The 15,475-nt window shown below is 35.8% G+C and carries 10 protein-coding genes and 1 pseudogene; 2 read left to right on the top strand and 9 right to left on the bottom strand.

Features of this window, described 5'->3' with window-relative positions; genetic code table 11:
- A partial coding sequence (locus G466_RS0116895) for an ATP-binding protein (RefSeq protein WP_026814702.1) occupies nucleotides 1-261 on the top strand: 261 nt, incomplete at its 5' end.
- A 256-nt stretch (nucleotides 262-517) separates the two neighbouring features.
- A pseudogene (locus G466_RS0116890) lies at nucleotides 518-808 on the top strand (tyrosine-type recombinase/integrase); the annotation flags it as partial.
- A 245-nt stretch (nucleotides 809-1,053) separates the two neighbouring features.
- On the opposite strand, the gene G466_RS22440 reads toward G466_RS0116890, so the two are convergent.
- From G466_RS22440 to G466_RS0116845, 9 genes are all read right to left on the bottom strand, one after another.
- Nucleotides 1,054-4,026 carry a glycoside hydrolase family 2 protein gene (locus G466_RS22440; protein WP_051315737.1) on the bottom strand — a complete coding sequence of 991 codons (2,973 nt, stop codon included), beginning with the start codon at nucleotides 4,024-4,026 and terminating at the stop codon, nucleotides 1,054-1,056.
- A gap of 68 nt (nucleotides 4,027-4,094) precedes the next feature.
- Nucleotides 4,095-4,880: an SDR family NAD(P)-dependent oxidoreductase gene (locus G466_RS0116880; protein ID WP_026814700.1), complete on the bottom strand. Its 786-nt coding sequence runs from the start codon at nucleotides 4,878-4,880 to the stop codon at nucleotides 4,095-4,097.
- A gap of 8 nt (nucleotides 4,881-4,888) precedes the next feature.
- Nucleotides 4,889-6,049, bottom strand: coding sequence for a mandelate racemase/muconate lactonizing enzyme family protein (locus G466_RS0116875; protein WP_026814699.1), 1,161 nt, complete (start codon nucleotides 6,047-6,049; stop codon nucleotides 4,889-4,891).
- 116 nt (nucleotides 6,050-6,165) lie between these two features.
- Nucleotides 6,166-9,030 carry a glycoside hydrolase family 2 protein gene (locus tag G466_RS22435; RefSeq protein ID WP_205622051.1) on the bottom strand — a complete coding sequence of 955 codons (2,865 nt, stop codon included), beginning with the start codon at nucleotides 9,028-9,030 and terminating at the stop codon, nucleotides 6,166-6,168.
- Nucleotides 9,031-9,196: 166 nt separating this feature from the next.
- Nucleotides 9,197-9,892 (bottom strand): RraA family protein, encoded by a 696-nt coding sequence (locus G466_RS0116865; RefSeq protein WP_026814698.1) that lies wholly within the window; start codon nucleotides 9,890-9,892, stop codon nucleotides 9,197-9,199.
- An 18-nt stretch (nucleotides 9,893-9,910) separates the two neighbouring features.
- Complete coding sequence (locus G466_RS0116860) at nucleotides 9,911-11,470, bottom strand: sodium:solute symporter family transporter (RefSeq protein WP_026814697.1); 1,560 nt, start codon at nucleotides 11,468-11,470, stop codon at nucleotides 9,911-9,913.
- Nucleotides 11,471-11,652: 182 nt separating this feature from the next.
- The gene (locus tag G466_RS0116855) at nucleotides 11,653-13,044 is read right to left on the bottom strand and encodes a c-type cytochrome domain-containing protein (RefSeq protein WP_026814696.1); all 1,392 of its coding nucleotides are present in this window, start codon (nucleotides 13,042-13,044) and stop codon (nucleotides 11,653-11,655) included.
- 7 nt (nucleotides 13,045-13,051) lie between these two features.
- Entirely contained in the window at nucleotides 13,052-13,933 is an 882-nt protein-coding gene (locus G466_RS0116850) for a sugar phosphate isomerase/epimerase family protein (RefSeq protein WP_026814695.1), read from the bottom strand.
- A gap of 32 nt (nucleotides 13,934-13,965) precedes the next feature.
- Entirely contained in the window at nucleotides 13,966-15,474 is a 1,509-nt protein-coding gene (locus G466_RS0116845; RefSeq protein WP_026814694.1) for a DUF1501 domain-containing protein, read from the bottom strand.
- Nucleotide 15,475: the final 1 nt, after the last annotated feature.

The raw sequence follows: 15,475 nt of genomic DNA, 5'->3' as shown, positions 1-15,475 counted from the left end.
GCTAAGTTGGCGAAGGCGAAACTGTTGATCCTGGATGACTTTGGACTGGCTCACTTGGATAGAAAACAGCAAATGGACCTGATGGAGATCATTGAGGACCGGCATGGAAGATCATCTACCATTATTGCAAGTCAACTTCCTGTGGGAAGCTGGTACGATATTATTGGAGAAGCAAGCATCGCTGACGCGATATTGGACCGACTGGTACACACCTCTCACCGGATAGAATTAAAGGGAGAAAGTCTAAGAAAAAAACTGTAATATTGTCATTAACTTATCTTTTTGACCAAAATCCTTAGGGGGGTCAGTATGGCCAGAATAGGGGGTCAACATCACCAGAATATCCACTTCGATGGGAAAGGTATGCCAGAACCTCACTAAAACGACCAAAAAGCCCTCTTAAACCGGACGAAAATCCACTTCGAAAATAAACCATAAAAAAAATCCCGGAAACATCGATGTTCCAGGATTCGTTCTGTCCAGTTTTTAGTGAAAATCGGCCTACTCCCGAATATCCCTACTTCCAGTCTTATCGAATCAGAAAATGAACGCTTATATTAAGGAAATTGCAGATTTATGTGGGATTTCTAAAAATCTTACCTTCCATTTGGCCAGACAAACATTTGCTACCACCGTCACACTATCCAATGGCGTCCCTATTGAAACTGTAAGTAAAATGTTAGGTCATAAATCTTTAAAAACCACGCAACACTACGCTAAAATATTAGATTTAAAAGTGAGTGCAGATATGCAACTGTTAAGAGAAAAGTTTCAGCAAAAAATCCACAATAAAGACGCTATGATCTAACTTTAATTCCTAGAGGTTTAAATAATGATGTTTTATTTTAATCCAATCTATAAATAAAAAATTCAATATCAATTGACGTATTTTTAGACTTTTTTAAATATAGTTTCTAAGAATTAAATTCTTAGGTGAAATTGATAACAGTCAATTCAATTAAGGTTTCTCAGCACAGGCCCTATCATCAATAACAAAGGATGGCTTAGATTTAATTATAAGGCTGTAACTAAGGATATTCTATCCAGTTGTTTCTATAACGCTAAATCAAAACTAACGCTTCCTCTATATGAACCATCCAACATTATATTATTTTGAAAATTACCCCAACTTAAATCTATATAATCTAGTTGATTTAAAAGATGTAATACCAATTTATTATTTTCTTTGGACAATCTACATGAAACGTCTCCTTTTCCTTGAACTGTTATCAAATTACGATTGTTCTTCACTAAAGAATAATTAAAAACATTTTCTTTTGTAGCTTTAACGTTATGCGTTAATGTAGAACTATCTTCATCATTTGTTCCCTGATAGTAAAAACTGGTACTATCTTCATTCCATTCTTTTTCCGGTTCTTCTCTATACCTTTTTAAAATTGTGGAATAAAGATTAGCATTCCCTTTTAAGGCGGAAATATGGTTTTCGGGATATTGACTCCAATAACCTCTTCTAGTCCATGAAATATTTTCAAAAACATCCTCGATCATATAGGAAAGTCCAATTTCACGAACATATTCTTCAGGTAAATTTTTGTAATTATAATTACTATCAATCCTTCCATTAAAAAATATACGCAAATTAAATATAACCTCAATTTTATTATAAGCTCCCTTTATTTCAATAACAACTTCATTTCCTTCATTTCCGTAATCGATACTTTTTAATTTCCAGTCTTTCCCATAATTTTTAATTTCATTGGATGAATAACTTATTGACTTACCCTTTGTTTTGTATACTAGATTCGGTCCTGAAATGACTAATTTTTCACTACTATTTTCCAAATGTGTTAATTTCCCTGTTGTCATATCCATGAATATGGAGCCTTCCTTTATAAGAAATTCTAGTAGATTATCCTTTCTGATTATTTGAACTTTCTCATCAGACAAAGTAATATCCTGACGAACATCTTGTTCTTGACTTAATTGATAAGAATCTATAAGTTTATGATTCTGGTCATAAAATTCCAGTAGAATTTTTTCGTTTTTTTGCCAATTCAAAATTGGCAGGACCAGCTCACCTTCTGTATGTGGGTGCAAATCAGGTGAAGTAATAGTATAAATACTGTCTTTATAAGTATATGAAATCCCTATTTCCTTTAAATTTGTATGATCAAATCTATTGTAAACTGAAACTTTTACACCTTTCCCATCCGCATAGTCATATATGGTGGTATTAAAAACCTTAATCGGTGAATATGCTTTCTTTGTATTCCAAAATTCTGGTTTTTTCCTACGCCAGACATCAACTATTCCCCATTCTCCATAACCTATTGTAGTTCCTTTATAGGTATCAATGGTATTATCCTCTATTCCCCACCAGTTTCTAAATCCATCTAAGTTTTCTGGTAGCATGAAAGTTTCATCTATCATTCCCCAAATTGCCCCGCCCAATCCCCCTTGAGCATCGAAGGTTTTACTCCACATCATATCTAGACTTTGTCCCCAAAAGTTGCGAATATTTGGGTCTTCAATTATAGTTTCATTATTATAGCAAGCGACATGTGCCCATTCATCAAAAACCACTGGCATCTTTTCATACCCAAATCCTTTTGTCTGTATCTCGTATTGATTTAAATTTCCTGTGACAGAAGGATAATGCATACTAAGTATTTGATAGGGGGCCTCAATACTATCTGGAACGGTTCCAGGATAACTAAACATAATAGGTCTAGTGGTATCAGTTTTCTTAATCCACTTATAAGATTTCTCAAAATTACTTCCATAAATACTTTCATTCCCTATTGACCAAATAATTACAGATGGGTGATTCCTATGTGCTGTTACCATCTCTTTCAATTGAGACAAGTAGCGATCAGTATATTTAGGATCATCTTGAGAGTTAGAAGCTTCTTCATAACCTTTAATTCTATAATCTATTACAAAACATACCGCTGTTTCATCTTCTACATACAAGCCGTATTCGTCACATAGTTTCAAAAAGTTTTTTGTTGGAGGGTAGTGTGAAGTGCGAATAAAATTCATATTTGCCTCTTTGGCCAAGAGTACATCTTTTAACTCATATTCGGGAGTAGAAACCCTTCCCAAGGTTGGGTGATTATCATGTCTATTCGCCCCCCTAAGCTTAACTTTCTTCCCATTGACTAAAAGACTATTACCGATAATTTCAACTTCTCTAAAGCCGATTTTCTTATTTGACCTCCATAGCAAACGATTATTCTCAAGATAGGTAATTTGTAAAGTATATAAGTTGGGATGCTCTGCGTCCCATTTTTTTGGGCTTAGAATAAGATTATTTATGAAAAAATCTAATTGGTTATCCACTACTAGGCTTGACTCCTTCAGTTTAATCTCTTCTCCGGATTCATCGAACAATGCAAGATTGACTTTTGCTTTTTTTGCTAGCTTCTCAAATGAACCGGAAATCGATAAATTCGCATGATTATATTCTGAATCAAAATTTGTTTCAACAATGATATCTTTAGGATAATTATACGGTAATGCCAACAAATTGACATCCCGAAGAATTCCTCCTATTTGATGTTTTGCATAACCACTTGCATAGGAAATATCATCTGCTCTGTCGGTTACCTCTACTGTTATTTCTGCCTTTTCCCCAGGTTTTACATATTTTGAAATATTGCAGGTCCACTTTGTAAAACCACCATGGTGATCTCTTATGAATTCACCATTTATCCATACGCGAGCATAGCTATAAACTCCATTAAATTCCAGAAAAATATTTTTACCAACGTAATCTGATGGAATAGTTATTTCTTTCTTATAAGCAAATGGAACATCATTTTTTATAGAAAATCCTTGCATCATTAACTCTCCAGGCACCTGAATATCTTTCCAAGAATTGTCCAAATCTTTCTCTAACCAAAACTCATCTTTGGGATTTGTATTTACTTTCCAGATACCATTAAGGTTTATAATTGGCTCCTCTACAGATTCTACAAATAAATCAGAATTCTCATTGCTGCTACAGCTAATTATAAAGGATATAAAAGCACATATAAACAAAACAGACCACAACCTCCTCATATGTATTTTTTTAAATAAGTTTTATATAATATTAACTGCATTATGTAAGTGAAAATTATAAACTTAAATTAGTCTTGCAATAATGCAGATCTACCACCATCTATAAGATAGGTTGTTCCAGAAATAAAACTAGCTGCATCCGAAACCAAAAAAGCACATAGTGCGCCAACCTCTTCCGGAGTTCCTATTTTTTTCACGGGATGCATATCTATAGTTCGCTGTCGTTCTTTATTAGCGTCAGCAAAACTGTCGAACCATTTCTGATTACCTTTTGTATCTATAAAACCAGGAGCAACACCAATGGTCCTAATATGTGGTCCCCACTCAATTGCTAAGGATTGGACCAATCCCTTTAAAGCCGTTTTTGTAACATTATAGGGAAAACAACCAGGAATAGTGGCATCACTATGATTAGAAGTCATTATAAGAATTACACCTTTTTGACTTCTTTCCAACCAAGGCTTACATAATTGGCTTAGTTTCCAATGAGATTTTAAGTTTAAGTCTGCATTATAGTTCCAAAGGTCATCCGTACAATTTTCAGCACCTTCGAAAACGTTAACTCCAGCATTTGAAATCAAAATATCTATCCCTCCAAATTTCTTTGCAGTAGCTTTAACTAACTTTTCCATTTCAGTAAAGTTGGTTACATCGCAACAATTGTAGTCAGCAAGCACACCTTCCTCCAAAATCAATTTTAAAAACTCCACGCCTTCTTCAGAGTTTTGTTCAGAAGATGCACAACCAGAAATATTACACCCTGCCCTTGCCAACATTTTAGACACACCCAATCCTATACCGCTACTTGCACCTGTAATCAAGGCTGTCTTACCTTTTAAGTCAATTGTAAGCATAACATTTTTTAAATATAAAATCCTTTTCTTGCCTCTCTAATACCAGGATGCTTCTCCAACTCTTCCTCTACCAAATCTACTCCTAAGCCTGGTCTATCACTTAGAATTAAATTCCCATTTACAATCTCTAATGGATGAGTAATTACTGTATCTCGCCAAGGAACATCTTTAAAAATAAACTCCTGTTTAAAGAAATTAGGAATTGTGGCACAAACTTGAGCTGATGCTAAGGTGGATAAAGGACCATTCGGGTTATGGGGAGCTATTAATACATTATATGCTTCTGCCATGGTAGCCATTCTTTTCATTTCTGAAGGTCCACCACATCGTGTAATATCAGGCATCACCACATCGCAAATATGTCTTTCTAGAATAGGCCTTATCCCGTGTCGTGTATAATGTCTTTCTCCTACACAAATGGAAACATTAGGATCTATCCTATCTCGTAATGCTTTTAAGGTATTAGGATTTTCAGGTCCTGCTGGTTCCTCATACCACGAAATATCCAATTCCGCCAATCTTTTTGCCATATTTATTGCTACTTTGAAATTTAACATAGCATGTGTTTCTATCATAATATCCATTTCATCACCAACCGCCTGTCTAACGGCTTTTGTAACATCAAACGCCCGATTTTGCTCAGATTTGGTTAAGGATAGACTGGTATCTAGGTCCTCGCCATAGAAATAATTAGTATGTGCGAACGGATCAAACTTTAATCCTGTAAATCCTGCAGCCTTAACCTCCAACGCTTGAGACGCATAATCAACACTATTATGTCCACCATGTGTAAACCAATAATTAGCATATAGCTGGATCTTAGTCCTAAATGCACCTCCTAAGAGATCATATACAGGGACTCCAAGGGCTTTGCCCTTTAAATCCAATAACGCCATGTCTATTCCTGAAATTGCACACATGCTCGCCCCATAAGGTCCTACCCAATTCAGATCTCTATATAATTTTGTCCATATATAATCAATTTTCATTGGGTCTAGGCCAATAATCCGATTTCCGAGTTCTTTGGCGGCAGCCTCTACAATCTGACTGCCAGGCCAATTTGTAGCTTCTCCAACACCGGTTATTCCTTTATCTGTATATATTTTTAAAAAGGTCCAATTATATTTAACACCTTCTACCAACCATACTTTAACGTCCGTAATCTTCACTTTTCTTGTTTTATAATTAATTTATATTATACCCTATTAAGGAAAACAGCCCCTTCAAAAGATACTTTAAAACAACTCTATTTTGAAATATAAGCTTTGAATATTCTATACATTTCTTATTCGAAAATTAGCGTAACTCCACCAGTCAAATGATCATCTTTAATAGATATCCTACCTTCATTATGAGGTGTAGCATAAAATGGCTCGGAACCATTATTGGAGTAATCTGCAATAAGCCAATGTATATACTCCTCTTGTAGCCATGTCCTGGAGGCTTGTTTACCATTGGATAAAACGGTTACTTTAGTCCCACTATTATTGGACAATGATGCGCTTAAAATATTTCGCTTGGTAGATCTAAAATCATTACTACCCATTTCATTTGCATCGTCTTTCCATAAACTGAGTGGTTGTTTCCTCCAAAGCTCCACTCCCGATGTTTGAATGGCATTTAATTTTGCAGATCCATTATTCCTTCCTATATGATCATCTGGATATAAACTAAAATCACCTTCTCTCTTCCACGTTAACTGATCAAAGGATTTGGGAAGTACCATTACAGTTCCATATTGATAAGGCGAAACTTCCTTGTTTATTTCGGTAATATTATATAGAACTTCCAATCTACCATCGGAATAAAAATTATATTTCATATTTCCCTTTCCTTCTTTAAATGAAATATCAACATTCATTGAAATGAAATCAGGGGCTTCATTGATAGTAATATTTGCAGCATATTTAACGTACCAAGGGAAATTTTGCAAGGGTTGAATATTGCGCTGATAGGTTTCCCCAGCAATGTTATTCTTTCCTCCATCCTCACGGTTCATGGGGACTATGGAGAATAATGGACCCTTCATAAGTATTGAGGTATTGTTTTTATCGACGGAATTTATAGTCCCGGTCAACTTGTCTATCCTGTACGAAATTTCCCCTTGACGAATTAAATAGGAATTTCCGTTTTCTATGTAGGAAAGGGATCGGTCCTTTTTAGTAGGCAATGCAGGTTCTTCATTAAAGTTATAAAACTCCTCTTCAGCTATAAAGCCTAAGGGGTCAAAAAATTTCAGTTTTAAGGTTTTAACTTTTGTTTTTGTAGGTATGGTTAGTACACCCTGTTGCCTAGGTGGGATCTTACTTTCCAAATTATACTCCTTACCATTTACTTCGGCTATTATTTTTATGTCTTTTAAAGAGGTGAAATCATAACGATTTTCAATTACAAACTGTAATCTTCCCTTATTCAAGCTACTACTCTTTATCTTTATAGGCGAGTAGGCTTTTTTCATTCCAAAATACTCTGGTTTAGGTCGTCTCCATCCATCTATGGGCCCCCACGGTCCATAACCAACTATTCTTCCATCAGGCAAATGAAAAGTATCATCTATACCACTCCAAATTGCACCACCTAAATTATTACGATGGTTATAAATAGAATCGTAAAATGAAACCAATGGTTGATTATATGCGTCACGTACTCCAGGATCCGTTAAAAGCTCCCTTCTATTATAAGTAGATAAATGAGCATATTCCCCAAATAAAGTTGGTCTGCTCATTGTATCAGTAGCCATAGGGCCATTTATACCAGGGTAATGATAATTTGCAATATCAGCAGTACTCCCAGCATTATTAAAACCACCCCAACATTGATCATGGAAAGCATTTGGTCTACTCGGATCCATTTGCTTAACGACCTGTTTTACCTTATCCCAAAGAGGACTCCAACGTGATTCGTTTGCAATGGACCAAATAATGACTGATGGGTGTTTTTTATTGGCCTGGATATTTTCGATATTCGCCATTAACATATAAGGCAAAAATTTTGGATCCTTATAATCCCAGAGGCCCCAAATAGGAGAAGCATGATGCTCTATCCAAGTAAGAGATGCTTCACTCTCCACAAATAAACCCAATTCATCAGCAGCTTCTAAAAACTCCTCTGATGGAGGATAGTGTGAAGTTCTAATGAAATTACAATTTGCTTCCTTAAAAAGTTTCGCATCTAATCGTTCTAATTCAGGAGTCAAGGACCTACCAGAAAGCGGATGAATCGCATGACGATTTACGCCGTGTAGTTTAATTGGCTTTCCATTTACAAAAACCTCACCATTATTAATGTCGATTTGTCTAAAGCCAATATTTTGAATATTTTTCTGCAGAGACTTTCCATTTTTGACAAGTTCGGTTTGCAATCGGTACAAATATGGCCCCTCTGGAGTCCAATGATTTGGTTTATTAACATCAATAGAAACAATGGAAGATAAATTCTTTTTACCTTTATTTCCCATCCTTACAGGAGATATTTCGTAAGCCTGTTTTTTTCCATTAGAATCCAGTAAGGTGTAGCGTACTTGAATCTGAGAGGCATGGCTTGTTAAGGCGACAACACTCGTTTCAATATTCAATTTAGCATTATGAAATTTTTTATCAAATACAGTATTAACAGTCATATCTGCAATATTAGACTCGGGAAGAACAAATAACCTTACCTTTCGTAATATACCTGCTACTGTATGGGCGGCATATTGTGAGGTGCAACCTAATATATCACTTATTGTATGCGCCTGAACGGCAACTTGCAATATGTTTTCGTCGGGTTTAATCTGATTTGTTATTTCCGCCTCAAATGGCACAAAACCACCTTCATGTTCAACCACAGGCTTCCCGTTTACTTTTACCTGTGCGTACGAACTAACCGCATCGAATCTGATAAAAATTCGTTTATTGATCCATTCCTTCGGGATAACTATATTAGTTTGATAAACGGCCGTTTCTCCTGAATTTAATTCATAGCCCTGCATTAACAGTTCACCAGGAACTTCAACGGGCATAGTCTTTTTATCATCAATAGTAACCTCCCAAGTTCCGTTAAGTGAAATTATTGGATTTTTTATTCCCTGCACCTCTTCTGGCATAGGTGACAACCTAGGGACTTCAATCCCCGCATCCCTTAGTATGTTATCAGTATTTTCTTGAGACACTATATTTTGGGAAAATATTATTAAAAAAATCACCACACAAAGAGTTGACTTGTGCATTATATATGATGTATAATTTTTAAAAATCATAATAGAAATATGCTTTATTGAATTATTAATATAAAAAAATCATAACTGAAACGATTTTGATTATGTTGCAGTAAATAATTTACATAATTTGGTATTTCTCCCACGCCTCTACAGCGCTCATTCCATCTTGAATAGCTTTTAATACTGTTTTTTCTTCTCTGGCCTTTTCAAAAGCCCTAAGAAAAATCTTATCTTCAAAGACCTTTGGCACTACACATACACCATCTACATCCCCTACTATAATATCGCCTGGGCTAATACGAACGCCCTCGATTTCTATAGGAACTCTAAAGTCTATGACTTTGCCACGAGGTCCCTGATCTTGAGCATAATTACCATAAGAGAATACAGGAAACCCTAAATCCAATAGACCAAAAGTATCTCTGGAATATCCGTTGGCAACGGCTCCTGCAGCACCCAGCTTCATTGCTCTAGTCATCATTAGTTCCCCTATTAAGGCATATCTAGGAGAAGATCCCGTACAAATATAAACTTCATTCTTTTTTAAATCGTCCAAAGCTTCCAACATTAGCCCAAAGGGTTTAGCCATTAATTTATTTTGCCCCCCTATACTTAATTCTTCAAATGTATCTGCTTCCAAAACTGGCATTGCCCTGCCTATCAAAAACATGTCATTTTTAAGCGGCTGTATTCTTGGAGGTAAAAATTGATGGAACAATTTCATTTTATCCATAGCGTCGCCAATGACTGCGGTGAAAAGTTCCTTCCTTGCATGTTTAAATAAGTCCTCGTCGTTTTTCCAAAATTTCTTCATATGTATTTGTTTGAAAGATTACCAAAAATTATAGTAAATCACACCAAGAACACCACTTATAAACAAGACTGAAACATTAAATAAGAGGCTCGTCTTATACATTCCTCGGTCAATTTTTATTAAATCATTACAATCCTCTTTATGTAAAATTGAGATACAGATTAAGATGAATGAAAGAGTTAAAAAAGCAAAACCCATCCGATCTAAAAAAGGCAACTCATTGATTAGCAGATCTAAGGTAATAGATACTGGTATGGTCAAAATAATCGTCCATAAAGCGGCAGTAGCATTCGCCTTTTTCCAAAATAATCCAAATAAAAACACTACTACAATACCAGGCGTTACCATTCCTGTAAAATCTTGAATATATTGGAAAGCCTGATCAAGGGTAGTCAACATAGGCGCAACTATGACAGCAATAACTAGTGAGATTACACCTATAATCCGACCCGTAACTACCAATTTACTATCACTGATTTCACTATTAAAAATCGGTTGAAAAATATCGAAAGTAAATATGGTCGATGCACTTGTTACCATGGAGCTAAGAGAAGATACAATAGCTGCTACAAGCGCTGCAAAAGCCAGGCCTTTAAATCCCGAAGGAACATAGTTGCTCAATAACCAGGGATAAGCCTCATCTGGTTTTCCTATTTCTGCATTCAGAGCAAATGCAGCTATACCTGGTAAAACCACTATGAGAGGTATAAATATTTTTAAAAAAGCAGCAAAAGCCATCCCATGTTGTGCTTCTCTAATATTTTTGGCAGCTAGCGACCGTTGTATAATATATTGGTTACAACCAAAATAAGCAATATTAGCGACCCATAACCCTCCAAGGATCACACTAAAACCAGGTAGATATTTATAATTTGGGTTAGATTTATCAAGAATTAGATCAAATTTCTCTGGAGTTTTTTCAATTAGCAATTCTAGTCCAAGAAAAATATCATTAGAGTTACTTATTGCCTGTAAAACGAAATAAGTAGTTGTTAAACCTCCTAATATCAAAAAGATAACTTGTACAACATCGGTATAAGCCACTGCTTTTAATCCGCCAACTACGGAATAGAGACCCGATAAAACTGCTAAAATTAAAATCCAATGTAAAAAGCTTAATCCCAAGAATCCCTTTAGTACCAAAGCACCTAAATAAAGGACGGAAGATAAATTTACAAACCAATATACCAATAACCAAAAAACAGCTAAACAACTTCTTAGCCTAGAATCATAACGTTTTTCCAAGAATCCTGGCATTGTATAAATTCCATTCTGTAAATAAATTGGTAAAAAATATTTCGCAACTAACAGTAAGCCTATCGCCCCTAACCATTCATATGCCGCAATCCCCAATCCCACAACATAACCTGATCCTGTCATTCCAATAAACTGTTCTGCAGAAATATTAGCCGCGATAATAGACGATCCAATGACCCACCAAGGCAAACTGTTTCCAGCAAAAAAATAATCTTTCGATGATTGCTTTTTTTTAATAAAGAAGGTTATTCCAAAGCCAATTATTAGAACAAATGAAAAATATCCGATAAAAACATAAAAATCTAATTCAGATAGAGTCATTAACCAACCTTATTAAAACTTTAGGACTCTTTTACAAAAAGAACTCAAATGTATCCCTTTCCGTATTATCACTCTTCTTTAAAATGTCTTAACCAATTTAAATTTTCACAACTAAATTTTTCCTGTTTTGAATTCCAAAACCCCTAATACCTCACAAAATAAAATTATAAAAGAATCCAATTTTAATATACTATAGAATCAGTAGCACTAATTGGAAGTTCATATCCCCCAAAGTTATACTCTGTTGTTCCTATGATTTTGTCTTTAGCGTTTTTTGATATGGATGTGTTATACATATAAACCGTCTGCAATTGATCTAAGCTCGATAGGATGGAAAATTGCTCTTCATCAAAATTCGTATGGGTCAAGTTTAAAATTTTTAAGTGCTCAAGACCTTTAAGCTTTTCAATATTTTTTCCCGTTATTGTTGTATTGTTTAGTTTGAGAACTGTCAGGTTTGAAAATTGCGAAAGAAGTTCAAAAACTTCATCTGTGATCTCCGTTTTGCCTAGATCTAAATGTACCGTTTGATCAAATATTGGTGAGAGCAACCTAACATCATTATCACTAAATTTTGGACTATTTATACAGGAAACTTTGAGGAAATTATTCCCGTCACTTAATGGTTCAACATGGAGTCCTCTGGCCTTTAATACTTCTATACTATCTATTGATGCCGAAGCAACTTCTATTTCAGGATAAATACTCTCATTAGTTTTTTGGAAAAAAGCGGTAAATAATTCCTTTTTTAATCCAAGTTCTCCAATTTTTTTATCAAACGAGTTGCTATTGGCAATCCAAATTTTTATAATATTTATCTCATCTTTGGATAGTTGTGTCTTATCTTTAGGAGGCATATGGTCATCATGATCTAGTGGTAATACCAGCCTAGCGTACAAAGAACTGTTTTCGGGATCATTGGCCTCTATTACCAGACCGTTTTCGCCACCGTTAAGGATTCCCTGTCCTTCGTGTAATTGCAAATCGCCTCTGTCTTTTTTTGAATTGTGACAGCTAACACATTTAGTATTCAATATAGGTTGTACAAGATCTGCATAGAGAACAGCATCTTCCCAATTCTTTTCATCAAGAATTGGAATTTCATGATTTTCTGGCCCTATCCCCAAAAAGGATTTTATACTGGTTGGTAAAGGCTCTATCAAGTAATCGGAACCATGAGTAATATTACCACCTAAATGTCCGGTTATTGATATTATAAAAAATAAAGAAAATGATATTAACACTACTGGTAATCGTTTTAAGAAATCGACTTTCGAGGGATTTACTAGTCGCAAGAACATCAGTAAGGAAAAAACGGCAGTGGCTACCCCTAGCCATAAATGAAACTTTACCGTATCAAAGGAATACCCTTCTCCGATGTATAATAAATAACCACTTATACAGGCTAAAGCTGCCGATATAAATCCCCACTGAAATATTATGGCGATGATTTTGCCCCATTCATTATTTTTTCGGTCAAACCATTGAAGCAAAAGCCCTGTAACTATAAAACCGATGGGCAAGTGGACTACAATGGGATGCAAGCGCCCCAATAGTTGCTGAATAACCTCCATTTATGTACTATTTGTTAAGTTTTAATCGTTCTTTTAAACTTTCCATAATAAAAACATTGGCCCGCCATTGATCCGATAAAGGAGCTTTTGTATACGGCAGGGTAGGCATATAATCTGCAGGGCCAAACTCAGTCGTTACCGTAAACACACCTTGATGCTTCTCCCATCCCTTTTTAATTACCTCCTCCCATATTTCCAAATGCCTTTCCATTGCCCGTTCCCATTCTGGAGCTTTGGGATCATTAACTTGGGGGCCTTCCGCGTGGCCAACACTAGCATGGATATGGTTAGATCTATTCTTCACGGTCTTGAGTAAATGATCCTTCCCTTCTAATAGGGACTCATGAACTACCATCCAATGGCTGATATCCAAGGTAAGTTTTAATTCTGGTATGGAGGATAGATATAGATTTGTCTCTGGCAAACTATAACTAAACCGTCCCCTATGCGTCTCATGATAGACCGGAACGTTATGTTCAACACTTAAGCGATTCGCCGCGTTAATAATATCGCTATTCTGTTTTTTTGAATAAAAATCACTTGCAGTATGACAATTGACCAAAATGGTCTTCCATTCCAAAATGGTATTTAATTCTTCTTTAAATTTTTTCAAACCTTGCTTAAACGGTAGCCCCTTGTTTGTTCCATGAAGAAAAATTACCAATAAATCATGTTTCTTCAAAGCAGACTTTAACTCCTCTTGCTTTTTAACGTCCCATGGAAACCAAGTCTCTATACCATCATAGCCTGATGACTTTGCACGCTCACAAAATTCGTCTATTGAGATTTGGTTACCCCAATCAGTTTGAAAAAATAATAATTTTTCCTGGCCATGGGAGAGAAAGATTGCTCCGAATATGATCAAAAATAGTGACGGAAGTGATCTCATAAGTTAAATTTTGGATTGGTTCTGTTATTTTTCTATGCCAGAATCTCTTTAATAACATGTCCTTCAACATCTGTTAGGCGGAATGGTCTTCCTTGGAAATCGAATGTGAATTGCTCATGATTAAATCCAAGAAGGTGCAATATCGTTGCATGCACATCATGTACGGAGACTTTTCCTTCTATCGCAGAATACCCTATTTCATCGGTAACACCAAAACTAGCACCTTTTTTAATACCGCCACCTGCCATCCACATAGTAAAGGCGTCTCCGTGGTGATCTCTTCCTTTAAAAGCCATTTCTTGGCCTTCTCTATTTTCCTGCATGGGCGTTCTACCAAATTCACCGCCCCAAACTACTAGAGTCTCCTCCAACAACCCCCTTTGCTTAAGATCTAAAAGCAACGCAGACATTGGCCTATCTATTTCCGTACATTTATTTCTAAGACCTAAATCAATTGCATTAGCATGGCTATCACCATGGCTATCCCAACCCCAATCATATAATTGTACAAAACGAACTCCATCCTCTACCAATTTTCTAGCCAACAAGCAATTATTAGCAAAAGATTCTTTTCCTGGTTTTACTCCGTACATTTCCTTTATATGTTCTGGTTCGTCATTAATGTTCATTAATTCCGGAACTGCGGTTTGCATTCTATATGCCATTTCATATTGATTGATTCTTGTTAAAATCTCAGGATCAGAATATTTATTGAATTCCTCCTTATTAATCTGATTGATAGCTTCAATAGTACTTTGTTTAAGGTTCCTAGATATTCCCTTTGGATCATCTATATATAAAACAGGATCTCCCTTGGATCGGCATTGAACTCCTTGGTATACCGAAGGCAAGAAACCACTTCCCCATATACTTTTTCCAGCATCTGGAGTTTTTCCCCCAGAAGTCAATACCACAAATCCTGGTAAGTTCTGATTTTCTGATCCTAGACCATACGTAACCCAAGAACCTATACTTGGTCTGCCTAATCTTGGGCTTCCAGTTTGCATAAATAACTGGGCTGGACCATGATTAAATTGATCAGTATTCACTGCTTTTAAAAAGGCTACCTCATCGACCACCTTTGAAAAATGAGGTAAAAAATTTGATACCCAATTCCCAGACTCACCTTCTTGCTTAAATTTAGCTTGGGGACCCAATAATTTTGGTGTTCCCTTGATAAATGCGAATTTTTTTCCCTCTAGTAGAGATTGAGGGGTTAATTGACCATCTAATTTTTGAAGTGCAGGCTTATAATCAAACATTTCAAGTTGCGATGGTGCTCCCGCCATATGGAGATAGATCACTGATTTAACCTTCGCCGGGTAGGGAGGTGCCAAGGAAGCCATTGGATTGACATCCCTATCGCTAAGAGGTATCTTTCCATTCCCTTTGTTACTTCCAAAAGAACCACAGGACATAAATAAGGATCCTAAGGCCACCCCGCCCATTCCAGTAACACAAGTCTTTATAAAATGCCTCCTAGTTTTGGCTTCTAAATCTCTTTCTATCTTTTCTTTTATAAGTCGGTCTAAACTGTTCATT

This window comes from Arenibacter certesii DSM 19833 (genome assembly GCF_000429545.1).
In the GTDB taxonomy this organism is placed as follows: domain Bacteria; phylum Bacteroidota; class Bacteroidia; order Flavobacteriales; family Flavobacteriaceae; genus Arenibacter; species Arenibacter certesii.
This window is presented reverse-complemented; position numbering and strand designations above follow the sequence as displayed.